Source organism: Streptomyces daqingensis, from assembly GCF_014645895.1.
Taxonomy (GTDB): domain Bacteria; phylum Actinomycetota; class Actinomycetes; order Streptomycetales; family Streptomycetaceae; genus Streptomyces; species Streptomyces daqingensis.
This window is the reverse complement of record NZ_BMMP01000001.1, coordinates 91,530-114,990: the sequence shown is the minus strand read 5'-3', so window position 1 is coordinate 114,990 and position 23,461 is coordinate 91,530. Positions and strand designations below refer to the sequence as shown.

Here is a 23,461-nt window from a genome sequence, read left to right as displayed (position 1 = left end):
AGCGCTCCCGTTCCGTAAGATGGAACATGTACCGCCATGCGGTACGTTGCGCGTTCACCCTGGTGAAAGCGTTGCCGCGCTGTCAAGGGGTGTGCATACGCCGTTCACCGACCACTGACGTGAAGGGACCGGAACCTCCATGACTTCGAGCGGTCATGCGATGCGCGCCGTCATCACGACGCTGCGCGTCCTGGAGACCGTGGCGGAGCTGCAGCCCGTGGGCGTCTCGGCGATCGCGAGAGCGACCGGGATTCCCAAGAGCTCCGTGCACCGCTGCCTCGTCACTCTGCGCGAAGCGGACTGGCTGACGTCCTCCAGCACGGACCGGACGCAGTGGGTGCTCACGGGCCGCGCCCTCTCCGTGGGCATACACGCCTCGGTGGAGGGCGGTCTGCGCGAGGCCGCGCTGCCCACCATGCACCGGCTGCGGGACGCCACCCACGAGACGATCCACCTGCTCAGCTACAGCGGAGACCAGGGCCTCGTGGTCGTGGACAGGCTGGACAGCGACGAGCCCGTACGCACCTGGGTGCACTTGGGCGCCCGCGTGCCGATGCACGCCAGCTGCAGCGGCCGCGCGGTCCTCGCCCACCTTCCCGACGACGAGGTGGACCGGCTGCTGAGCGGGGAGCTCGAACGCTTCTCGGAGAACACGCCCGCCGACAAGCAGTCCGTCGTCGAGGACCTCGTGAGGGTGCGGGAGTCGGGATACGCGACGAACGACCGCGCCTGGCGGCCGGGTGTGGGCGCGGTCGGCGCCCCCTTGCTGGACAAGGACGGGCGCCCGCTGGGCGCCCTCGCCGTCTCCGTGCCGATCCAGCGCTACGACGAGGCGCGCGCAGTGGAGCTGGGCGCGCTCGCAGTCGACGCGGCCCGGCGTATCGGGGCGAACCTGCGGAGCGCGTGAGGGCGCGCGCGGGACGCGGCATGTGCGCCGACCGAAGGCTGTTGTTCCCGAACAGCGCGCCCGTGCACGGCAGTTGAGCGCGGAGCGACGTGGGCGGGCCCGGCGGCCGTGCGGTTCGTGACGACGGACCGGCCCGCCGCCTGCCCGGTGCCAGGTCAGCCGAGGAAGGAGAGCCGGACCTTCCGCTGCGGGTTGTCGCGGTTGGTGTCGACGAGGCAGACGGACTGCCATGTGCCGAGTTCGAGCGCGCCGCCGATCACCGGCAGCGTGGCGTGCGGCGGCACGACGGCCGGCAGCACGTGGTCCCGTCCGTGGCCCGGACTGCCGTGCCGGTGGCGCCAGCGGTCGTCGGCGGGCAGCAGGTCCCGGAGCGCGGCGAGCAGGTCGTCGTCGCTGCCCGCCCCCGTCTCCAGGATCGCGATGCCGGCGGTGGCGTGCGGCACGAAGACGTTCAGCAGGCCGTCGCGGCCCGCGGCGGCTTCGCGCAGGAAGGACTCGCAGTCGCCTGTGAGGTCGGTCACGGTCTCCCGCGAGCCGGTGGTGATGTTCAGCAGGCGGGTGCGGAGGGTGCTGGCGTCGGCGTCGGTCATGCCTCCATCCTGCCTCGCGGACGCCGGGAAGGCCCGGGGCCCCCACATCGTTCGCACAGGTATGGACGACGTCTCGGTGGTGGTGGCGGGAGCGGGGCAGGCGGGGCTGTCGAGCGCCTTCCATCTGCGGCGCCTCGGTCTCGTTCCGGGGCGGGACTTCGTGGTGCTCGACCACGCGCCCCGACCCGGGGGCGCCTGGCAGTTCCGCTGGCCGACGCTGACCTACGGACGGGTCCACGGGATGCACTCCCTGCCCGGCATGGAGCTGGCCGGCGCCGACCCCGGCCGCCCGTCGTCCGAGGTCATCGGCGGGTACTTCGCGGACTACGAGCGCGCCTTCGGCCTGGAGGTACGGCGCCCCGTGCACGTGCGCTCCGTGCGGGAGGCCGGGGACGGGAGGCTGCGTGTGGAGACGTCCCGGCGCACCTGGACGACCCGTGCGCTGATCAACGCGACGGGCACCTGGGACCGCCCCTTCCGTCCCCGCTACCCGGGCGGCGAGGACTTCCTCGGACGCCAGCTGCACACCGCCGACTATCCCGGACCGCACTCCGGCGCGTTCACGGACAAGCACGTCGTCGTGATCGGGGGCGGCACGTCCGCCGTGCAGCACCTGCTGGAGGTCGCGGAGGTGGCGGCCGGGACGGCGTGGGTCACGCGGCGCGAACCGGTCTTCCGCGAGGGCCCGTTCACCGAGGACCAGGGCCGCGCGGCGGTCGCTCTCGTCGCCGACCGCGTGCGGCGCGGCCTGCCGCCGCAGAGCGTGGTGTCCGTGACGGGCCTGCCCATGACCGAGGCGATGCGCGAGGCCCGCGAGCGCGGCGTACTGGCGCGGCAGCCGATGTTCGAGCGCATCCTGCCGGACGGCGTCGAGTGGAGCGACGGGCGCCGCATGCGGGCGGACACCCTGCTCTGGGCGACGGGATTCCGGCCTGCCGTCGGCCACCTGGCCCCGCTGCGGCTGCGCGAGCCGGGCGGGGGCATCCGCCTGGACGGAACGCGAGCGGCCGCCGATCCCCGCGTCCACCTGGTCGGTTACGGCCCTTCGGCGAGCACCGTCGGCGCCGGACGGGCCGGCCGGGCTGCCGCCCGCGAGGTGCTGCGTCTCCTCGACGGGACGCCAACGGACCGCTCTTACAACGAAGTTGAGGAGCCGACAGCGGTGCCCGAACAAGGAAGCGGCCGTTCGTCCGAAGGTGTGGCCGCGACGGAATTCCGGCCGGGGTGACCCTGCGCTCGGAGATGCTTGCGTGGCGCAGGCGGCGGGCTGCAGACCACGCGGCGCCCGGCTCAACGTCCCACGCTGGCCGGTGAGTTGTCCCATCAGGAATACAAGGAGAACGCACTTCATGAACGTCATCACCAACGCGCTGGCCTGTCTCGCCCACTATGTCGGCTGGCTCGTCTGACGTACGTCCCCAGCGGCGCCGCCCCCGGTCCCCCGGCGGGCGGCGCCGTCGTGTGTGCGGCCGGGGCCGCGGTTCGGCGGCGCGTGGCCGGGCACGCGTGACACTGCGCGGCGGCCCGCCCGACGGAGCGTGACGGGACATGACGAGGGGGGAGGTCGCACGGCTGCTGTATGACACCCTGCCCCTGCGGACGTACGAACCCTCCCGTGGCGCGGCTGCCGAACGCCGGCCCGGGCACTCGGCCGTCCGCGTCCGCGCCGGAGAAGACCGGCGCGGCGACCGCGGACACAGCCGAGCAGAGCGAGGAGAGCCGTGCGGGTCGCACTCTTCATCACTTGCATCAACGACACGCTCTATCCCGGCACCGGGCAGGCAGTCGTCGCCCTTCTCGAGCGGCTGGGCGTGGAGGTGGACTTCCCTCAGGGCCAGAGCTGCTGCGGGCAGCCGCAGTTCAACACCGGCTACCGGCGGGAGGCCGAACCCCTCGCCCGCCGCTACGCACGGGTCTTCGAGGGTTACGACTACATCGTCGTTCCGTCCGGCTCGTGCGCCGCGATGGTGCGGGAGAACTACCCCCGCCTGGGCGCCGAGGACGTCGCGGGCCCCATGGCGGCCACGTACGAGCTGACGGAGTTCCTGGTGGACGTGCTCGGCGTGACGGACGTCGGCGCGTACTACCCGCACACCGTGACCTACCACCCCACCTGCCACGGGCTGCGGATGCTCGGCCTCGGCGACCGGCCGAGGCGCCTGCTGGAGGCCGTGGAGGGGCTGCGGCTGCGGGAGCTGGAGGGCGCCGAGGAGTGCTGCGGCTTCGGCGGCACCTTCGCCGTGAAGAACCCCGACGTCTCCGCCGCGATGGGCGCGGACAAGGCGCGGCACATCGAGGAGACCGACGCCGAGGCCGTCTGCACCGTCGACAACTCCTGCCTGATGCACATCGGCGGGGTCCTCTCACGCCGCGGCTCGGCGGTGCGGCCCGTGCACCTCGCGGAGATCCTGGCGAGCACCGAGGAGGCAGCACGGTGAGCGGCACGTATCTGGGCATGCCGTCCTTCCCCCGGGCGGCCGCGGACTCCACCCGCGACATGCGGCTGCGCGGGAACCTGCGGCACGCGACGCACACCATCCGGGCCAAGCGCGCCCAGGCCGTCGAAGAGCTGGGCGACTGGGCGGAGTTGCGGGAGGCGGGCGCGGCGCTGAAAGAACGTACGCTGCGCCATCTCGACCACTACCTGGAGCAGTTGGAGGCGGCCGTGACCGCCGCGGGCGGCGTCGTCCACTGGGCGGCCGACGCGGACGACGCCAACCGGATCGTGACGGAACTCGTCCGCGAGACGGGCGAGAGCGAGGTCGTCAAGGTCAAGTCCATGGCCACGCAGGAGATCGGCCTCAACGAGGCACTCGCGAAGGCGGGCATCTCCGCCTACGAGACCGACCTCGCCGAGCTGATCGTCCAGCTAGGCGACGATCTGCCCTCGCACATCCTGGTCCCCGCCATCCACCGCAACCGCGACCAGATCCGCGACATCTTCCGCAAGCAGATGGGCAGTTGGGGCCGCGCCGCCCCCGAGGGCCTGAGCGACGACCCCGCGGAACTCGCCGAGGCGGCACGGCTCCACCTGCGCGAGAAGTTCCTCTCCGCCAAGGTCGGCATCTCCGGCGCGAACTTCATGGTCGCCGAGACGGGCACCCTCGTCGTCGTCGAGTCCGAGGGGAACGGCCGAATGTGCCTGACCCTCCCCGAGACGCTGATCTCGGTCGTCGGAATCGAGAAGCTGGTGCCCACCTGGCAGGACCTCGAGGTGTTCCTGCAGACCCTGCCGCGCTCCTCGACCGCGGAGCGGATGAATCCCTACACCTCGACGTGGACGGGAACGACGGACGACGACGGCCCCTCCGCCTTCCACCTCGTGCTGCTCGACAACGGCCGCACCGACGCCCTCGCCGACACCGTCGGACGGCAGGCGCTGCGCTGCATCCGCTGCTCGGCCTGCCTCAACGTCTGCCCGGTGTACGAGCGCGCGGGCGGCCACGCCTACGGTTCTCCCTACCCCGGGCCCATCGGCGCGATCCTCACCCCGCAACTTCGCGGTGTGCAGAGCGACTTGGACGCCTCCCTGCCGTACGCGTCGTCGCTGTGCGGCGCCTGCTACGAGGTCTGCCCCGTCGCGATCGACATCCCCGAGGTCCTGGTGCACCTGCGTGAGCGGGTCGTGGAGGGCGGCACCGCCGTGGTCCGCGGCCAGAAGACCAAGATCAAGCCCGCGAAGGGGCACGCCGCCGAAAGAGCCCTGATGCGCGCCGCGCGATGGGCGTTCGACCACCCGCGGGCCATGCGGGCCGGGCAGCGGCTCGCCGCCCGCGGCCGCCGGTTCACGCCCCGGCGCCTGCCCGTCACCGCCGCGGGCAAGGCCTGGTCCGCCAGCCGCGACCTGCCCCGCCCCGCCCCGCAGTCCTTCCGTGACTGGTGGCGGCACACCCGTCGGGACGGCGGCGGAAGCGACGCCCCGCGTACGGGGAAGGAGAGCGCAGAGTGAACAGCCGCGACATCGTCCTCTCCCGGATCCGGCGCGCACTCGCCGACGTTCCGCGCGACGGAGGGCCGGAGGAGACGCACGTCCCGCGCGACTACTGGCAGCGCCACGCCGTCCGCAACGACGCCCAGCGCATCGACCTCCTCGCCGAGAACCTGAGCGACTACCGCGCCGTGGTGCACCGCTGCGCGTCCACGGAGCTGCCGGTGGTGATCGGGCGCCTGCTGCGGGATCGCGGGGCCCGCAGGGTCGTCGCGCCGTGGGCGGTGCCCGACGGGTGGCTTCCCGGCGACGTCGAACGCGTCGCCGACTCGGCGGGCCAGTCGCCGCGCGACCTCGACGCCGTGGACAGCGTCGTGACCGGCTGCGCGGTCGCCGTCGCCGAGACCGGGACCATCGTGCTCGACGCCGGCGAGGACCAGGGCAGGCGCCGCATCTCGCTCGTGCCGGACCACCACATCTGCGTCGTCCACGCGCCCTCACAGGTCGTCGATTCGGTGCCGCAGGCACTCAGCAGGCTCGACCCCGCCCGCCCTCAGACCTGGATCTCGGGGCCCTCCGCCACCAGCGACATCGAACTCGACCGGGTGGAGGGCGTGCACGGGCCGCGCCGCCTCGACGTCGTGATCAGCTCGCCGGGCGCCGGCTAGGGGCTGTCAGCCCGCGCCGCGCTGCCGCGCCGCTCGCGTGACCGAGGCCCTCCGCCCTCCGTCCCACCGGCCGCCCCGCCGGGAGGTGTAGGACGCACGGCCGTTACGCACCGGACGATGCGCACCTAGCGTCACCGGCATGAACATCCGGAGTGGCGACAGCAGCGGAAGCGACACCAGCGGAACACTCGACGAGGCCCTGCAGCGGCTGCACTCGAGCGGCCCGGAACGCGACGGCTGGCTCAGCAACCACGCGCCGATGGCGGTGGAGGCACTGGTGCGGCACGGTCAGGCGCCCCTTGTGCACCATTGGATCGACCGCTACCGCGACAAGCTGGAGGACATGCCCTCGCCGTCCTCCCCCGTCACGGACGCCGGCTGGCCGGACGCGCTGGGGGACCCGCGCCGCCTGACGGACTGGACGCTCTACTTCACGCACGCCCTGCGGGAACGTCCCTGGCGGGACGTACTCGCTCAGTGGTGGCCCCGCCTGCTGCCCGGCATTCCCGCCGCGGCGACGCACGGCGTGATCCGGGTCGGCCATGCCGTCCGTACCCTCCTCGACGGAGAAGTCGGTACGGCCGGCGCGGCGGCGGACTCGTCCGCGCAGGAGCCGCGCCGCACGGAACTCGCCCACGCACTCGGCTACTGGGCCGCCCGGCACCAGCCGCTGCCGGAGGTCACGGCGCTCCCCGCCGTGGACTCCCCCGCTGACGGGCTGGCGGCTGTGCCCCGGGTCGAAGACCAGGACGGCGGCATCCGGGAGCGCCTGGCGCAGATCAGCCGGCTCCCGGCAGCGCCCGTCCCGGAGGGCGAGGACCCGGAGCACGCCCGGGCGCTGCTCCAGGACACGGTGCGGGCGGCGACGCTCCGCTACGCGACCCACGCCCACGGTTCAGCCGTGATGCTCGTCCACGCCGCGACCGCGCCCAACGCCGTGCTGCGCACGCTGCCCGCGCTGCCGCGCGAGCTGTGGCTGCCGAGCCTGCACGCCGCGTGGTCGGCCGCCGCCGCCGTGACCGCCGCCTACGCCCCTCCGTCCGGGACGGCGCCGCTGCGGGTGCCCCGCGGCCTCACACCCGAAGAGGTCTTCGAACAGGCGGCCGTTCACGGCGACGAACACTCCGTCAAACTCACCGACACCGCCGTCGACGTCGCCTCCTGGGAGCGTGACCGGGAGGGTCAGGCAGACGTGCAAGGGGACAGACAGGAGGGCGGGGAGTCTTCCGGTGAAGGGCTCGCCCTCTCTGCCGCCCTGCGCTCGATGGAGCTCATCGACCCGCTCGGGTGAGCGAACCGGCCGGCTGCTCAGACCTCCGCCGCGAAGACATCGTAGGAGCGCTCGTCGAAGAGCACGAACCGCACCTCCTCGAAGCCCTCCCCCTCGCTCCGGGCCGTTGCCACCGCGATACGGGCGCCGTCGTCGAGGGGCCAGCCGTAGATCCCGGTCGAGACCGCCGGGAACGCGACCGTGCGGGCGCCCAGCTCCCGCGCGACGCGCAGGGACTGGCGGTAGCAGGACGCCAGCAGCTCCGAGCGGTCCTCGCTCTTCGCCCAGACGGGACCGACGGTGTGGATCACCCAGCGGGCCTGAAGCAGGCCGGCCGTCGTGGCGACGGCCTCGCCTGTGGGAAGCCCCTCGGTGTACCGGCTCTCGCGCAGGCTGCGGCACTCGGCCAGGATCTCGGGGCCGCCCTTGCGGTGGATGGCCCCGTCCACTCCCCCGCCGCCGAGCAGCGAGGAGTTGGCGGCGTTGACCACCGCGTCCACCGCCTGTTCCGTGATGTCGCCCTGCACGAGCGTGAGATTGACGTTCGGCATGCGGGTCATCCTCGCAGCAGCGGCTGCCATTGCGCGTACCTCTGACAGCGCGCGCACACTCTGGCAGCGACCATGGCGGTGGGATAACTTGCCCCTTCAGCCGTGCCCTCGAATGACCGACTCCGGAAGGACGTCCACGATGTCCAGCGCTCCCTCCCGCCGTTCGCTCTTCCTCGGCGGCACGGCTGCCGCCCTCGGCGCCCCGCTGCTGACCGCCAGTTCGGCGTCCGCCGCCACCCCCGGACACGGCGGCGGACGTGTCACGCCCGGCGCGGACGTCGCGGCGGCCGCCGGCTGGAAGATGCTGCGCGACCGCAAGGTCGGCGTCGTCAGCAACCCCACGGGCGTTCTGCGGGACACCAGCCACGTCGTGGACTCCATGGCCGCCACGGAGGGCCTCGACGTCGTCGGGGTCTTCGGCCCCGAGCACGGCTTCCGCGGAAGCGCCCAGGCGGGCGAGTCCGAGCCGGAGTTCGAGGACCCGCGTACGGGGCTGACCGTCTACGACGCGTACGGCGCGGACGCCGCGAAGATGGCGAAGCTCTTCCGCAAGGCGGGAGCGGACACCGTCGTCTTCGACATCCAGGACGTCGGTGTGCGCTTCTACACCTACATCTGGACGATGTACAAGGCGATGGTCGCCGCCCGCGACATCGGTGCGTCCTTCGTCGTCCTCGACCGGCCCAACCCCTGCGGACGGCGGGTGGACGGGCCGCTGATGACGGAGGAGTACACCTCCGGCGTGGGCCTGAAGCCCATCGTCCAGCAGCACGGCCTGACGGTCGGCGAGCTGGCCGGCTACTTCAACGGGGAGCTGCTGCCGAAGGAGGGCAAGGGCGGCAAGGTCGAGCTGGAGGTCGTACGCGCCCGCGGTCTGGATCCGGAGGCGACCGGCCAGGAGACGGGTCTCCCCTGGGTGCCGCCGTCGCCGAACATGCCGTTCCCCGACACCGCCACCGCCTACGCCGGAACCGGCTACTTCGAGGGCACCAACCTTTCCGAGGGCCGCGGGACCACACGGCCCTTCGAGCTGATCGGCGCCCCCTACCTCGACTACAAGTACAGCGACCGGCTCAACGCCCGCGGCCTGCCCGGGGTCCGCTTCCGCGAGGGCTACTTCGTGCCGACGTTCAGCAAGCACGAGGGCGAGACGTGCGCCGGGGTGCAGCTGCACATCACTGACCCGCGCCGCTACCGGGCCGTCCCCACGGCTGTGGCGATGCTGGCGGAGGCCATGAAGTACGACGAGTTCGCATGGCGCAAGGACAACGACCCCCGCCCGTACTGGATCGACAAGCTGTCCGGTTCCACCCGCCTGCGGACGATGCTGGACGCGGGCGAGACGGTGGACGCGGTCGTCGCGGCCTGGGAGTCCGAGGTCCGCGACTTCGACCGCACCCGCCGCCGGTATTTCCTCTACCGCTAGAGATGGCGCGGTTCGCCGTCGCCGGGCGAGCGCCGCGCGCGGGACCCCTGGAGCCGGGGCGGGCAGGCCTCAGCGCTCCAGGGGCTTCTTCGCTGTCTCCGGCAGCCGCAGGTAGACCAGCGCGGAGACCAGGCACAGCGCCGCCACGTACCAGGGGAACGCGTCGGGGCGTCCCAGGTCCTTGAAGAGGGTGCCCATGTACGGCGCGGTCCCGCCGAAGAGTGCCACCGTCAGCGAGTAGGGGAAGCCGATGCCGGCCGCCCGCACGCGGGCGGGGAAGACCTCCGCGTTCACGGCTGCGGCGATGGAGGTGTAGCAGGTCAGCAGCACCATGCCGGCGCACTGGACGATCAGCAGGGACGCGAAGGACTTGTCGATCGCGTTCAGCATCGGCACGCACAGCACGGCGAAGCCCACGGAGAACGTCAGCAGCAGCGGCTTGCGCCCTACCCGGTCGGAGAGCATGCCGCCCAGCGGCTGAAGCAGCGCGAAGAACGCCAGCGAGATCGTGCCGATCAGCAGTGAATCGCCCTTGTCGAAGCCCACGTTGACCTGGGCGTACGTCGGCAGGTAGGAGGTCCACGTGTAGTAGGCGATCGTGGCGCCCGTGGTGATGCCGCAGATCAGCAGGGACTCGCGCGGGTGGGTGCGCAGAGCCTCGAAGAGACCCGGCCGGGACGCCGCCTGCTGCTCGGGGCTGCGGGTCTCCTCCGCGCCGCGGCGGATCCAGAAACCGACGAGGCTGAGCACGGCGCCGATGAGGAACGCGGCACGCCATCCCCACTGGTGCATCTGCCCGTCGTCGATCCGGGCGACGAGCAGCGCCGTGACGCCGGAGGCGATGAGCTGGCCGACGGTCGTCGAGACGTACTGGAAGCTCGAGAAGAGCCCCCTGCGGCCGTGGGGTGCCGACTCGACGAGAAAGGTCGTGGCGGCCGCGAACTCGCCCCCGACGGAGAGCCCCTGGAGCAGCCTGGCGATCACCAGTACGACGGGGCCGACCAGTCCGGCCGCCGCGTAGGTCGGGGTCAGGGCCAGCAGCAAGCTGCTGCCGCCCATGAGCAGGATGGTGACCGTCAGCGCGGCCCGGCGTCCGCTGCGGTCGGCCACGGCTCCCATCAGGAGCCCGCCGACGGGACGCATGAAGAAGCCGACGGCGAAGACGGCGAACGTGGAGAGCAGCGGGACGAGGGAGTTGCCGGCGCTCTCGGGGAAGATCTCCGCGGCGATGTACGTCGCGAGGAATGTGTAGGCGAGCCAGTCGTACCACTCGACGGCGTTGCCTATGGAGGCGGCGAGCAGTTGGCGTCCGGGGCGGGAGGGCGGAGCCTGGCGGGCCGCGTGCGGGGACCCGGCATCGATGGGCTGCTTCATGTGCCCTCATCTCCCCAGAATTCACGGGCGCATACGTGTCCGGTGAGAGGCCCTGCGGGGGCGGGGGGCGCGCGGTCCTGCCGCTGCCGGGACGCGGGGCGCTGCCGCCGGGCGTGCCCCGGCGCGGTCACCGCGCGGGGGCGTCGGCGGGGGAACCGCTCTCGTTCTCGCTCTCGGCGGGCGGTGCGGCTCCGGCTCCGCCGACGGCGGGCGTGCCGCGGCCGGTGCCCTGGTCCGGGCCCGGCCCCGTGCCGGACGGGATCGTCTCCCGCGCCGGAGCACCGCCGGTGAGCGCGTCCCGTCGCACCAGTGCCGCGTATCTGCCGTCGGCGGCGAGGAGTTGCTCGTGGGTACCGCGCTCGGCGATGCGTCCTTGCTCCAGCACGATGATCTGGTCGGCGTCACGGACCGTGGAGAGGCGGTGGGCGATGGTGAGGGTGGTGCGGCCCGCGGACAGCGCGTCGATGGCCTGCTGCACTTCCCGTTCGGTGCGGGTGTCCAGGGCGCTGGTCGCCTCGTCGAGGATGAGGACGGGAGGGTCGCGCAGGATCGTGCGGGCCAGGGCGAGGCGCTGCTTCTCACCGCCGGAGAAGCGGTAGCCGCGTTCTCCGACGAGGGTGTCGTAGCCGTCGGGCAGCGCGGCGATGTGGTCGTGGATCTGGGCGGCTTCGGCCGCGGCGCGCAGCTGTGCGGCGGTCGCGCCGGGTTTGGCGAAGCGCAGGTTGTCCGCGACGGAGGCGTGGAAGAGGTACGTCTCCTGCGAGACGACGCCGACGGCGCTGCTGAGAGTGGCGAAGTCCAGGTCGCGCACGTCGACTCCGTCGAGTGTGACCCGCCCGCGCGTCACGTCGTACAGCCTGGGCACCAGGTAGCTGAGCGTGCTCTTGCCGGAGCCCGTCGAGCCGACCACGGCGAGGGAGGCCCCCTCGGGGACGGTGAGGTCGATGCCCCGCAGCGTGAGCGGGGCGTCCTCGCCGCCGTAGGAGAAGTCCACGTTCTCGAAGCGGACCCTGCCCTTCACCCGTTGCAGCCGGACCGGGGCGGACGGTTCGGTGATGTCCACCGGCAGATCCAGGTACTCGAAGATGCGCTGGAAGAGCGCCAGCGACGTCTGCATCTCCACGCCGGTCGACAGCAGCGAGACGGTCGGGCGGAGGAGCCCCTGTTGGAGGGTGACGAAAGCGACGAGCGTCCCGATGGAGAAGCCCGGCCCTCCGAAGTGGACGAGCATGCCCGCGGTCCAGTACAGCAGCGCGGGGATCGCGCCCATCACGATGCCGATGGTGGACATCCGCCAGCGGCCCGCCATGTGCGAGCGGATCTCCAGACCGACCAGACGTTCGGATTCGGCGGCGAAGTCGCGGGTCAGCGAGTCGGCGCGGCCCATGGTGCGTCCCAGGAGGATGCCGCTCACGGACAGGGACTCGGTGACCAGTGCGGACATGGCGGCCATCTGCGCCTGCCGCTGGCTGGTGATCCGCTTGCGTTCGCTGCCGACGCGGCGGCTGATCCACACGAACACCGGCAGCAGCAGGAGCGAGGCCACCGTCAGTCGCCAGTCGAGGGCCAGCATGGCGGCGACCGTGGCCACCACCCCGGTGAGGTTCGAGACCAGCGAGGTCGCGGTGGAGGTGACGGTGGCCTGCATGCCGCCGATGTCGTTGGCGATGCGGGACTGCACCTCGCCGGTGCGGGTCCGCGTGAAGAACGCGAGCGGCATCCGCTGCAGCTTGGCGTAGACGTCGGTGCGCAGGTCGTGCATGACGCGCTGCCCGACGGTGGTGGAGAGGTAGGTCTGCAGGACGTTGAAGACGCTGCTGACGACGGCGGTGCCCATCAGCCCGAGAGCCAGGAGGCTGAGCAGCACCGTCCGCCGCTCCGGGATCGCCACGTCGAGGATCTCGCGCAGCAGGAACGGGGACGCGACGGAGACCAGCGAGGACGCCCCGACGAGCAGCCCGACGACGGCGAGACGCCCGCGGTAGGGGCGGAAGATCCGCAGGATGCGCCGCAGTTGGCGGGGCTGCGGGGCAGCGGTGCCGTCCTCCTGGGGCGACGGGGTCCACTCGATCGTGTCGCGGGGCAACGGGCTCCTCTGGGGTCGGGCGGCCGGGAACGGTGCGCGGCGGCGGATCGCGCCCGCTGCCGCCGCGCGGTCCGGCCGGGCGGCGGGCGCCCGGCCGGTCTTCCGAGGTTACGCGGCGCCGCGTGCCCGGCTCGTCGCACCTGCGCAAACCGTCCGGACGGGCACTCGTGACCTGCGCCTAGCATGGGTCGCACATCCGTCCGCACGCGCCCCAGGAGATGCCATGCCGCTGCTCGACCCCGCATCCGGTGCGCTGCGTCCGAAGGCCCGGGCCGGGCACCGGCCCGCGTCCGACCGCGTACCGGACTCCCTCGCGGGCGGCACCCCGGAGCCGCTGCGCGGTGAACTCGCGCGGCTGCTGGGCGAGGAGAAGGTGCTGTGGAAGGTCTCGGACCTGGTGCGCTACGCCTCGGACGCCAGCCCGTACCGCTTCGTGCCGCAGGTCGTCGTGCAGGCCGGGACGGTAGAGGACGTCTCCGCGGTGCTCGCCTACGCCCGGCGCAACGGCCGGCACGTCGTCTTCCGCGCCGCCGGCACGTCCCTGAACGGGCAGGCGCAGGGCGAGGACATCCTCGTCGACGTCCGCCGCCACTGGTCGGGCGTCGAGGTGCTGAGCGGGGACGGGGCACAGGCCCGCATCCGGCCGGGCACGACCGTCGTGCGGGCGAACGCCGCGCTGGCACCGTACGGGAGGCTCATCGGACCGGATCCCGCGAGCGCCATCGCGTGCACCGTCGGCGGTGTCGTCGCCAACAACGCCTCGGGCATGACCGCCGGTACGACGCGCAACTCCTACCGGACGGTGGCCTCCCTGACCCTCGTCCTGCCGTCGGGCACGGTCGTCGACACCGGTGACCCGGAGGCGGACGCGAAGCTGGCCGAAGCCGAACCCACCCTCTGCGAGGGCCTGATGGCGCTCAAGGCGGACATCGAGGCGGACCCGGAGCTGGTTGCCCGCATCCGCGCGAAGTACGAGCTGAAGAACACCAACGGGTACCGCCTGGACGCCTTCCTCGACAGCGGCTCCCCGGCGGGCATTTTGCGCGGGCTCGCGGTGGGCTCGGAGGGGACGCTCGGCTTCATCTCCGACATCGTCTTCGACACGCTCCCGCTGCACAGGCGCACCTCGACGGCGCTGCTCTTCTTCCCCTCGCTCTCGGCCGCCGCAACGGCAGTGCCCCGCTTCAACGAAGCGGGAGCGATGTCGGTCGAGCTGATGGACGGCAACACTCTGCGCGCGTCGGTCAGCGTGGCGGGCGTGCCCGACGACTGGGCGGAGCTGCCCAAGGAGACGGCGGCGCTGCTCGTCGAGTTCCGCGCGCCCGACGAGGCGGCGCAGGAGGCGATGGAGTCCGCTGCCGCCGAGGTGATGGAGGACCTCCGGCTCGTCGCCCCCGTGCCGTCGGTGACCAACGCCTTCACCCGCGATCCGGGCACGATCGGCTTCTACTGGAAGGCGCGGAAGGCGTTCGTCTCGGCGGTGGGGGGTTCACGTCCGGCCGGTACGACGTTGATCACCGAGGACTTCGCCGTACCGCCGTCCCGGCTCGCCGAGGCCTGCGAGGCGCTGCTGGAGCTGCAGCAGCGGCACGGCTTCGACGCCGCGGTCGCCGGGCACGCGGCGCACGGGAACCTGCACTTCCTGCTGGCCTTCGACGCCTCCCTGGAGTCGGACGTGGAGCGCTACGCCGCCTTCATGGACGAGTTCTGCGCGTTGACGGTGGAACGCTTCGACGGCTCCCTGAAGGCCGAGCACGCCACCGGCCGCAACATCGCGCCGTTCCTGGAGCTTGAGTGGGGTGAGCGGGCCACGGCGCTGATGTGGCGCATCAAGCAGACAGTGGATCCGGAAGGGGTGCTCGCCCCCCGCGTGCTGCTGGACCGCGACCCGAAGGCCCACCTGCGCGGCCTGAAGGCCATCCCGCGGGTCGAGGCGGTCGCGGACCCGTGCATCGAGTGCGGCTTCTGCGAACCGGCCTGCCCCAGCGGCGACTTGACGACCACGCCGCGCCAGCGCATCGTGCTGCGCCGCGAGATGATGCGCCAGGCGCCGGAGTCGCCCGTCAACGAGAGCCTGCTGGAGTCCTACGGGTACGACGCCGTCGACACCTGTGCGGGCGACTCGACGTGTGCGCTGGCCTGCCCCGTCGGCATCGACACCGGGGCGATGATGAAGGACTTCCGGCAGCGCCGCCACTCCCCCCGCGAGGAGCGCAACGCGGCACGGGCCGCGCGCCACTTCGGGAAGGTGGAGCGGTCCGCGAGGCTGGCGCTCTCCGTCGCCGGCAGGATCCGCCGCAAGGTGCTGCCGCGGCACGGCGACAGGCTCCTGCAGTCGCTGACGGGCGCCGCCCGCAAGGCCGTACGCCCCGACCTCGTACCCGAGTGGCTGCCGCAGCTTCCGGGGCCGGCGGCCAAGCGGCTGCCCGCCACGGACCGCGCGGGCGCCGCGGCCGTCTACTACCCGGCGTGCGTCAACCGAATCTTCGGCGAACCGGAGGGCCACGACGGCCCGTCGCTGCCGCAGTCCATGGTGATCGTCTCCGCCCGTGCGGGACGGCCGGTGTGGATTCCCGACGACGTGGTGGGGACGTGCTGCGCGACGATCTGGCACTCGAAGGGCTACGAAGACGGCAACACGCTGATGGCCAACCGCATCGTGGAGGCGGCGTGGCGGTGGACGGACGGCGGTGAACTGCCCCTCGTCGTGGACGCGTCGTCCTGCACCCTCGGTCTCGGTGAGGAAGTCGTGCCGTACCTCACCCCGGCCAACCGCAAGCTCCACGAACGGCTGCGCGTCGTCGACTCGGTCGTGTGGGCGGCGGAGGAGCTGCTGCCGCACCTGACCGTCGAACGCCGTTCCGGCTCGGCCGTGCTGCACCCCACGTGCTCGCAGCAGCACCTCGGCGACACCGGGCAGTTGCGCGCGGTGGCGGAGGCGTGCGCGGAGGAGGTCGTGGTGCCCGTCGACGCTCGGTGCTGCGGCTTCGCGGGCGACCGGGGCATGCTGCACAAGGAGCTGACCGCCTCCGCGACCGAACGCGAGGCCGCGGAGGTGCTCTCACGCGAGTTCGACGCGCACCTCTCGGCGAACCGGATGTGCGAGGTCGGCATGGACCACGCGACGGACGGGCGCGGCTACCGCTCCGTGCTGCTCGAACTGGAGCGGGCGACCCGGCCCGCGTAAGGCCCGGGTTCGCGTGAGGCGCCGCACGCGTGTGCGCTCCCGGACCGGCTGCGGGGGGGGTGCCGGTCCGGGAGCGCTGCGCCGGCGTGGTGCGGGAGGGATCGCCCTTCGGGTGCCGGCCGGGTCGTGAGGCCCCGGCCGGCTGTGGCTACGTCGACTGCGGCCGTACGGTCAGGACTTCGCGCCGGTGTGCAGGGCCACGACGCCCTTGGCCGGCACGGTCGCCTCGGCCTTGCCGTCCTCTCCGACGGTGACGGTGCTGCCCTCGCAGTCCCCCGGCGCGGCCTTCGCGACGTTGCAGTACGTGCCGGCCGGCAGCGCGGTGGTGAACGTCCGCTTCACTTCGCCGTCCCCGGCGTTGAGCGCGACGAAGCCCTTGCCTGCGCGCGCGAAGGAGAGCGCGCTGCCCTCCGACCACCAGTCGGTCAGCTCGGCGTCACCGACGGAGTTGCGGAAGCCGACCATGCCGGTGACGGCCTGCTGCGCGTGCATGTCGGTCCATCCCTCGCCGCCGCTGGGCGGACCGGCGTCCTTCTCCGACCACTCGTAGCCCGAGTAGACGTTCGGGGAGCCGTAGGGGTGCGCCAGCATGAAGGCGTTGGCGAGCTTGTAGAGGTCGCCGTCCTTGTAGGTGAGGGTCGAGCCGTTGCGCTCGGTGTCCCAGTTGTCGACGAACGAACGGGCCTTGTCGCTCGGCAGCTTGCCCTCGCCGATGTTCTTCAGGCCGCCGACGTCGCCGCCCTGGAAAGCGCTCTTGAGGTGGCCGCCGTAGCGGAACTCGTCCACGTCGCCCAGCCCGGTGTACTCCTCGGGCTGCACGGCCTCCCCGCCGCCGTAGATGACCTCGGACACCCAGAATCCGGGGTCGGCCATCTTGTCCTTGATGGCCGCCACGTCGTCGGCCGCCATGTGCTTGGCGGCGTCGATGCGGAAACCGTCGACGCCCATCTCCCGCAGGCTGTCGAGGTAGGCGGCGATGGTGGAGCGCACGTTGTCGCTGCCGGTGTCCAGGTCGGAGAGCCCGACGAGTTCGCAGGTCTGGACGTTCTCGCGGTTCGCGTAGTCGCTGATGTCCTTGCGGCAGCCGTGGAAGTCGGCGTCCCGGTAAGTGCCCGGGTACTCGTACTTGCTGTACTCCGTTCCACCCGTGCCCTTGCCCGAGCCGGCGGCCATGTGATTGATGACGGCGTCGGCGATGACCTTCACGCCCGCCTCATGGCAGGTGCTGATCATGCTCTTGAACGCGGCCTCGTCCCCGAGCCGTCCGGCGACCTTGTAGCTCACGGGCTGGTAGGAGGTCCACCACTGGCTTCCCTCGATGTGCTCCGTGGCGGGCGAGACCTCCACGTAGCCGTAACCCGCCGGACCGAGGGAGTCCTCGCACGCCTTGCCGACCTCCGAGAACGGCCTCTCGAAGAGGGTCGCGGTGACGGTCTTCTCGCCAGGAGGAGTGGCCTGCGAGGACCAGGGGGCAAGAGCGGTGACGCCTCCGGCCACCAGAAGGCCGGCCATCGTCGCACCGGTAAGACGCTTGTTCATCGTGTGCGGCTCCTTCGTCGTACGGCACACCCGTGCCGTTGAAGGCAGCCACGCGCCAGGCCGCCGTGGGGGGTACGCGACGGAGCCTGCCGCCGCGCCGTGCACGCGTCAAGGTGGGGCGCAAGAATTTCCAAGAGATTTCAGCAACGTCTTGCCGACCGGTCCTCCCCCAACGCCGGGGCGGTGCACGGCCGTTCGGGCTGCCGCTCAGCGGGCGAGAGACGCCTTGTCGCCCATGACCACCGCCGGGTTCTTCTCCGGATCCAAGGTGCGCAGCAGGTACTTCATACCGGACTTCGAGATGCTGACGCAGCCGGACGTGCCGCTGCCGTGGTCCATGTGCAACCAGATGCTGCCGCCCTTGGACTTCCCCTGCGGACGGGTGGGATCGAGCGGCGACGTGCCCTTCACCCGGTTGTAGTCCACGGCGATGACGTGGTCGAAGTCGTGCCGCGTCTTCTTCGGCCAGTACGGAGGCGGGGTGAAGGCGGAGCTCTCGGTGTACGGCAGCTTCGCATCCGGCGCGGGCAGTACACCGCCGGCGTCCGTGAGCGTGAAGACCCCCACCGGGCTGCGCTTGTCGTCCTCGCGGTGGTCGCCGGTCCAGCCCTTGCGGCCGTTGTGCGCGGGCCATTCGCGGTCCTCGCGCCAGGTCCGGCCCTCGCGGACGTACAGACGTACGGTCGCCTCGGCCGAGTCCTCGCCCTTTCCGTAGACGGCCACCACCTGCCGGGCGTCCTCCGGGATCCGGCGCTGCAGCGCATCGCCCACGCCCGGCACTCGGGTCGGGTCCCGCCGGGCACCGGTCCCGCCGGAGCCGCCGCCGTCCCCGTTCCGCTTGCCGCTGCCGTCTCCACCACCCGGGCCGGAGCCCGCACCGCACCCGGCCAGCGCCAGGGCGAGCACGGCGGCCGTCACCGTGGCGGCGGCTGCCGCGCCCCGGCGCCCAGCCGCACGCTCCAGCGGAGTGCCACCCTTCCGGCGCTTCCTTCCGACTTCACCACCGCGCATGCCTCCATGCTCGCACTCCCCCAGGACGGGGCGTACCGGACGGGCTCCCGCAGCCGGCGGACCCCAGGTCCCTTGCCTGCGGCGCCACTTGCGGCGGACGGCACCGACGGCGGTACCGGAGATGACGGCAGTACCGGACAGGGGGCGGTGCACAGACGGCGGAAGCGGACGTGGAGGCCAAGGGACGGCGGGGCGGCGGGGCGGCGGACGCAGGGGCCCGCCAGACGGCGGACGCACCCGGAAAAAACCCGTTGCGTCACGGACCCGACGCAGCAAGTCTGGGCCGGGCGGCCGCAACACCTCCGTCCCGCCGTGACCTGGCCCTCTTCCACCGGCCTCCGCAACCTGACCCTCTGAGACCTGACCCGGCCGACCCGGTACGCCGCGCCCTGCCCTCCCGGCGTGCACGCCATGCACCGCCCCGACCGCTCCACACCACCCTCGACCAGCATGGGACGTCATGCAGATTCGCGACCTTCCGTATACCGACCCCGGCGTCCCCGATGTACGGACCGGCCCCCGCTTCCTGCTGTGGCTGGGCCGCATGCAACTCGGAGGGCAGGCCAAGTCCCTGGGCTGGGGCACCCTCCACATGGCGTCGGTCGCCTCCGTACCGGCCGTCGTGGGCCTAGCCGTCGAAGCGGTCGTCGAGAGGTCCGGGGCGGGACTGCTGCGGGCCGGGGCTTTGATGGCGGTCCTCGCGCTCACCGTCACCCTGGGCGACACCATGCTCCACCGCACGGCCATCACCAACTGGGTGACCGCCGCCGCCAGGGTGCAGCAGTTGCTGGCCCGCAGGACGGCGGCCCTGGGAGCCACGCTCACCCAACGGGTCGCCGCCGGCGAAGTGGTGGCCGTCTCGACCGGCGACATCGAGAAGATCGGCTGGTGCGTGGAGTCGGCGTCCCGGTTCAGCGCCGCTCTGCTGGGCGCGACCGGAGTGTGCGCCGGACTGGTCGTCTACGAACCGCAGTTGGGGCTGCTCGTCACGTGCGGGATGGCGGTGCTCGCGGTCACCGTGCTGCCGCTGCTCCCCCGGGCGACGCGCCGCGCCGACCTGCAGCGGGAGAAGGCCGGACGCGCCACGGAGCTGGCCGCCGACACCGTCGCCGGACTGCGCGTGCTGCGGGGCATCGGAGGCGAGGAGCTGTTCCTGACGCGCTACCGCACCGCCTCGCAGGAGGTCCGGCGCGCGGCGGTGCGCACGGCGCGCATGTGGGCGCTGATCGAGGCGATCCAGGTCGCCCTGCCCGGTCTGCTGCTTCTGGCAGTGGTCTGGCACGGTGCGCGGCTCGCTCTCGACGGGCGCATCGGTGTGGGCGAACTCGTCACCGTCTACGGGGCGGTGACCTTCCTGCTGTTCCCTCTCCGGCTCTTCCAGGAATTCGCCATGGCTTACTCCTTCTCACGTCCCTCGGCCCAGCGCGCCACGCGAGTGCTGTCACTGCGGCGCGGCACCGAGGACGCCGACGGGGCAGTGACGGACGGTGTCTCGCCGGCCGGCGGGCGGAGCGCAGGCAGCCGCGGAAGGCCTCCGGAGGCGGACGCGCTCGACGGCGACCTCTACGACCCTGTCACCGGGTTGCGGGCGCCGGAAGGGAAGCTCACGGCCGTCGTGTGCGGCGACCCGGACGCGGCGGGGAAGCTGGCGGACCGGCTCGGCGGGCACCCGCCGGACAGCACCGGCGCCGTGTCGGTGCGCCTCGGCGGCGTGCCACTGGACGAGCAGCCGCTGGCAGCGGTGCGCGCCGCGGTGCTGGTACAGGACAAGGACCCCGTGCTGCTGTCCGGGACGGTGCGCGAACTGCTCGACGTGCCCTCGTCCGGAGAGGTGTCCGCGCGGCACGCGCTCCGAGCGGCCGAGTGCGGCGACGTGCTCGACGCTCTGGTCCAGGGCAGCCCCGAGGCGGACGGCGACGCCTTGAGCGCCTCCGTCACGGAACGCGGACGCTCACTCTCTGGCGGGCAGCGGCAACGGCTGGCGCTCGCCCGCTCACTCGTCGCGTGCCCCCGGGTGCTGGTGCTGGACGAGCCGACTTCGGCCGTCGACGCGCACACAGAGGCACGCATCGCCGACGGTCTGCGGGAGATCCGGGCGGGACGTACGACCGTCGTCTTCTCCTCCAGCCCGCTGATGCTGGACCGGGCGGACTCGGTCGTTCTCGTCCAGGGCGAACAGGTGGTGGCGACCGGCTCGCACCCCGAACTGCTGCACGGCCACGCCGCATACCGCTCCATCGTCACCCGCGAGCCCGAGGAGGGCGAGGCGCCCGGCTCGGACGGAGGCACCCCGGAGGGCGGAGAGCTCGCCGGTCGATCCATCGCATCAGGCACCGCCACCGCGGCATTCACCGCCGTCGGCGACGAGGCGGCCGCGGCCCGCTCTGCCGAAGCGGCGGGTGCGCTCCGCGATCTGGCCGCGGGCGAGGCCGTCGAAGTGGTCGACGTACTCGACAGCGCAGCGGAGGGGTCCGAAGCACCGGTCGGGGCGCAAGCAGCGGACGGTAGCGCAGCAACAGGCGAACGCGGGGAGCTTGCCCCGGCGGAAGGAGCTGAGCGGGCATGACAGCGGCCATCGGTGCCCCACTGCCCTCCTACGATCCGGCGGATACGGAGAACGCCACAACCCTCCCGGTCGGCGGGACCGCGACAGTGCGGACGTACGTGGCCGAGCTGCTCCGGCGCCACCGGCGGGCCTTCCTCAGGCTCATCGCGGTCAACTCCGTCGCGGTGCTCGCCTCCATGGTGGGCCCATACCTGCTGGGCGGCCTCGTGGAGGACCTGTCCGCGGGGTCGAGAGACCTGCAACTGGGCAGGGTCGTCGGCCTGTTCGTGTTCGCGCTCGCCGTCCAGACGTTCTTCGTGCGGGAGGTGCGCCTGCGCGGCGCCATGCTGGGCGAGGAGATGCTCGCCGATCTGCGGGAAGACTTCCTCGTCAGGTCGGTGGCCCTCCCGCCCGGCGTCCTCGAACGGGCCGGCACGGGCGACCTCCTCTCCCGGATCACCACGGACATCGACCGGCTGGCGAACGCGATGCGCGAAGCCGTACCGCAGCTGTCGATCGGCGTCGTGTGGACCGCGCTGCTGGTGGGGGCTCTCACCGCGACCGCGCCGCCGCTGGCCCTCGCCGTGCTCGTCGCGCTTCCCGTGCTGCTGATCGGAAGCCGCTGGTACTACCGCAGGGCTCCCGCCGCCTACCGTTCCGAGGCCGCAGGCTATGCGGCTGTCGCCGGCGCACTGGCGGAGACGGTGGACGCGGGTCGCACCGTCGAGGCGCACCAGCTGGGCGCGAGGCGAATCGCGCTGTCCGAGAGGCGGATCGCCGAGTGGACGGCGTGGGAGCGCTACACGCTGTGGCTGCGTTCGGTCCTCTTCCCCGTCGTGAACGTCAGCAACGTGCTGCTCACGTCGGCGGTTCTGCTGCTGGGCGGCGTGTTCGTCCTGCGGGGCTGGATGGACGTGGGCCAGCTGACCACCGGGGCGCTGCTGTCGCAGATGCTCTTCGAACCCATCGGGATGATCCTGCGCTGGTACGACGAGCTCCAGGTCGCTCAGGTGTCGCTGGGACGCCTGGTGGGTGTACGCGAGATCGAACCCGACTCCGGGGAGGAGGATCTCACTCCTGCCGGACGGGAACTCGCCGCTCAGGACGTCCGGTTCGGCTACCGCGAGGGGACGGACGTACTGCACGGGGTGACGCTGAGCGTGCCCCGGGGGACACGAGTGGCACTCGTCGGACCGTCGGGGGCGGGCAAGTCCACGCTCGGACGGCTACTGGCGGGGATCTACGGCCCACGGACCGGGCAAGTCGCCTTGGGAGATGCCGAGTTGGCCCGAATGCCCGCGGAGCGGGTGCGGCAGCACGTGGCGCTGGTGAACCAGGAGCACCACGTCTTCGTGGGGACGCTGCGGGACAACCTCCTGCTGGCGAGGACCGGCGCGGACGACGCCGAGCTGTGGGCCGCGCTTGGCGCGGTGGACGCCGGCACCTGGGCGCGCGCCCTGCCCGACGGGCTGGACAGCGAGATCGGCTCGGGCGGGTTGTCGGTGACCCCGGCGCAGGCGCAGCAGATCGCCCTCGCACGTCTCGTCCTCGCCGACCCGCACACTCTCGTACTGGACGAGGCGACGTCTCTGCTTGACCCGCGTGCCGCCCGGCACCTGGAGCGGTCACTGGCGCGTGTCCTCGACGGACGTACCGTCGTCGCGATCGCCCACCGGCTGCACACCGCGCACGACGCCGACGTGATCGCCGTCGTGGAGGATGGCAGGATCAGCGAACTGGGCGGCCATGAAGCGCTCGTGGAGGCGGACGGCGCCTACGCGGCCCTCTGGCGCTCCTGGCACGGCTGATTCCGGCCCCGGAGACGGCAAGGTTTCGGTTCGGCCAGGGTTGAGTCCGGCTCGGCCCTAGGGGTGCGTTGTTTGGATCTTCGTGGTTCGGCGAGCGGCGTCCGGTGCGTCCAGATGCCAGGCGGAGGATCGCCCTCGTACTTGGGGTCCCCCATGCCGAAGGCCAGGGGAGTACCCGGGCGACTCCGACAACGCAGCAGACGGGCGGGCTGGGCGTCGCAAGCCCGCGAAGATCCAAACGTCGTGCCCTGGCCGAGCTGGAACTCGCCGCCCAGGACCCGGGAGCCTCCCTGGGACGGACCGGGAGGCGCCGAGGCACCGGCGAACGACGGGTAGGCGGACGGGGGGGGTGAGATCCCTCCTGCACCTGTCGTCGTCCGTGGGCAGGTCCTGCGGCGTGACGCGTGAAGCCGCCGCCGTCAACTCTGGTCGTCGCGGTCCGGGCGTCTCGGGCGTCACGGCAGGGTTCGTCTGCGCCGTCGTGACGCGTGACGTCTCTTCAGGGGCCGCGCGGTCGCAGGACATTCACTCATGAAAGTCGCAACAGTTCACCGCTATGCGGCGGTTGAAG

General features: G+C 72.3%; 16 protein-coding genes. 10 read left to right on the top strand and 6 right to left on the bottom strand.

Annotated elements, in window-relative coordinates; genetic code table 11:
• The first annotated feature begins 139 nt into the window (after positions 1 to 139).
• Entirely contained in the window at positions 140 to 907 is a 768-nt protein-coding gene (locus tag IEY56_RS00490; RefSeq protein WP_189035022.1) for an IclR family transcriptional regulator, read from the top strand.
• 155 nt (positions 908 to 1,062) lie between these two features.
• Here the strand turns inward: IEY56_RS00490 and IEY56_RS00485 are convergent, their stop codons facing one another.
• On the bottom strand, positions 1,063 to 1,497 hold the full coding sequence (locus tag IEY56_RS00485; RefSeq protein ID WP_189035021.1) for a YjbQ family protein: 435 nt from the start codon (positions 1,495 to 1,497) through the stop codon (positions 1,063 to 1,065).
• A 61-nt stretch (positions 1,498 to 1,558) separates the two neighbouring features.
• Between IEY56_RS00485 and IEY56_RS00480 the strand changes: the two genes are divergently transcribed.
• The 5 genes from IEY56_RS00480 (at position 1,559) to IEY56_RS00460 (ending at position 7,384) form a co-directional block, all read left to right on the top strand.
• Positions 1,559 to 2,725, top strand: a complete 1,167-nt coding sequence (locus tag IEY56_RS00480; protein ID WP_189035020.1) for an NAD(P)-binding domain-containing protein — start codon at positions 1,559 to 1,561, stop codon at positions 2,723 to 2,725.
• Between the two features lie 493 nt (positions 2,726 to 3,218).
• Positions 3,219 to 3,935 carry a (Fe-S)-binding protein gene (locus tag IEY56_RS00475; RefSeq protein WP_189035019.1) on the top strand — a complete coding sequence of 239 codons (717 nt, stop codon included), beginning with the start codon at positions 3,219 to 3,221 and terminating at the stop codon, positions 3,933 to 3,935.
• Positions 3,932 to 5,446 (top strand): lactate utilization protein B, encoded by a 1,515-nt coding sequence (locus IEY56_RS00470; protein ID WP_229711426.1) that lies wholly within the window; start codon positions 3,932 to 3,934, stop codon positions 5,444 to 5,446. The genes IEY56_RS00475 and IEY56_RS00470 overlap by 4 nt, the downstream gene beginning before the upstream one ends.
• Positions 5,443 to 6,093: a LutC/YkgG family protein gene (locus IEY56_RS00465; RefSeq protein ID WP_189035018.1), complete on the top strand. Its 651-nt coding sequence runs from the start codon at positions 5,443 to 5,445 to the stop codon at positions 6,091 to 6,093. The genes IEY56_RS00470 and IEY56_RS00465 overlap by 4 nt, the downstream gene beginning before the upstream one ends.
• Positions 6,094 to 6,232: 139 nt before the next feature.
• Positions 6,233 to 7,384: a questin oxidase family protein gene (locus tag IEY56_RS00460; protein WP_189035017.1), complete on the top strand. Its 1,152-nt coding sequence runs from the start codon at positions 6,233 to 6,235 to the stop codon at positions 7,382 to 7,384.
• Between the two features lie 17 nt (positions 7,385 to 7,401).
• Here the strand turns inward: IEY56_RS00460 and IEY56_RS00455 are convergent, their stop codons facing one another.
• Positions 7,402 to 7,914: an O-acetyl-ADP-ribose deacetylase gene (locus tag IEY56_RS00455; RefSeq protein WP_189035016.1), complete on the bottom strand. Its 513-nt coding sequence runs from the start codon at positions 7,912 to 7,914 to the stop codon at positions 7,402 to 7,404.
• Between the two features lie 139 nt (positions 7,915 to 8,053).
• Here IEY56_RS00455 and IEY56_RS00450 point away from each other — a divergent pair, with 139 nt between their 5' ends.
• Complete coding sequence (locus tag IEY56_RS00450) at positions 8,054 to 9,340, top strand: exo-beta-N-acetylmuramidase NamZ family protein (RefSeq protein ID WP_189035015.1); 1,287 nt, start codon at positions 8,054 to 8,056, stop codon at positions 9,338 to 9,340.
• Positions 9,341 to 9,409: 69 nt separating this feature from the next.
• Here the strand turns inward: IEY56_RS00450 and IEY56_RS00445 are convergent, their stop codons facing one another.
• Complete coding sequence (locus IEY56_RS00445; RefSeq protein ID WP_189035014.1) at positions 9,410 to 10,714, bottom strand: MFS transporter; 1,305 nt, start codon at positions 10,712 to 10,714, stop codon at positions 9,410 to 9,412.
• Positions 10,715 to 10,841: 127 nt separating this feature from the next.
• Complete coding sequence (locus tag IEY56_RS00440; RefSeq protein WP_189035013.1) at positions 10,842 to 12,800, bottom strand: ABC transporter ATP-binding protein; 1,959 nt, start codon at positions 12,798 to 12,800, stop codon at positions 10,842 to 10,844.
• A gap of 223 nt (positions 12,801 to 13,023) precedes the next feature.
• Here IEY56_RS00440 and IEY56_RS00435 point away from each other — a divergent pair, with 223 nt between their 5' ends.
• Positions 13,024 to 15,987 (top strand): FAD-binding and (Fe-S)-binding domain-containing protein, encoded by a 2,964-nt coding sequence (locus IEY56_RS00435; RefSeq protein ID WP_189035012.1) that lies wholly within the window; start codon positions 13,024 to 13,026, stop codon positions 15,985 to 15,987.
• A gap of 171 nt (positions 15,988 to 16,158) precedes the next feature.
• Here the strand turns inward: IEY56_RS00435 and IEY56_RS00430 are convergent, their stop codons facing one another.
• Together IEY56_RS00430 and IEY56_RS00425 are read right to left on the bottom strand one after the other, a co-directional pair.
• Positions 16,159 to 17,526, bottom strand: coding sequence for an alpha-amylase (locus IEY56_RS00430; protein WP_189035011.1), 1,368 nt, complete (start codon positions 17,524 to 17,526; stop codon positions 16,159 to 16,161).
• A 207-nt stretch (positions 17,527 to 17,733) separates the two neighbouring features.
• Complete coding sequence (locus IEY56_RS00425; protein WP_229711424.1) at positions 17,734 to 18,537, bottom strand: L,D-transpeptidase family protein; 804 nt, start codon at positions 18,535 to 18,537, stop codon at positions 17,734 to 17,736.
• 460 nt (positions 18,538 to 18,997) lie between these two features.
• Here IEY56_RS00425 and IEY56_RS00420 point away from each other — a divergent pair, with 460 nt between their 5' ends.
• Together IEY56_RS00420 and IEY56_RS00415 are read left to right on the top strand one after the other, a co-directional pair.
• Positions 18,998 to 21,103, top strand: coding sequence for an ABC transporter transmembrane domain-containing protein (locus IEY56_RS00420; protein ID WP_189035010.1), 2,106 nt, complete (start codon positions 18,998 to 19,000; stop codon positions 21,101 to 21,103).
• Positions 21,100 to 22,890 carry an ABC transporter ATP-binding protein gene (locus IEY56_RS00415; protein WP_189035009.1) on the top strand — a complete coding sequence of 597 codons (1,791 nt, stop codon included), beginning with the start codon at positions 21,100 to 21,102 and terminating at the stop codon, positions 22,888 to 22,890. Before IEY56_RS00420 ends, IEY56_RS00415 begins: the two co-directional genes overlap by 4 nt.
• The last annotated feature ends 571 nt before the right edge of the window (positions 22,891 to 23,461 follow it).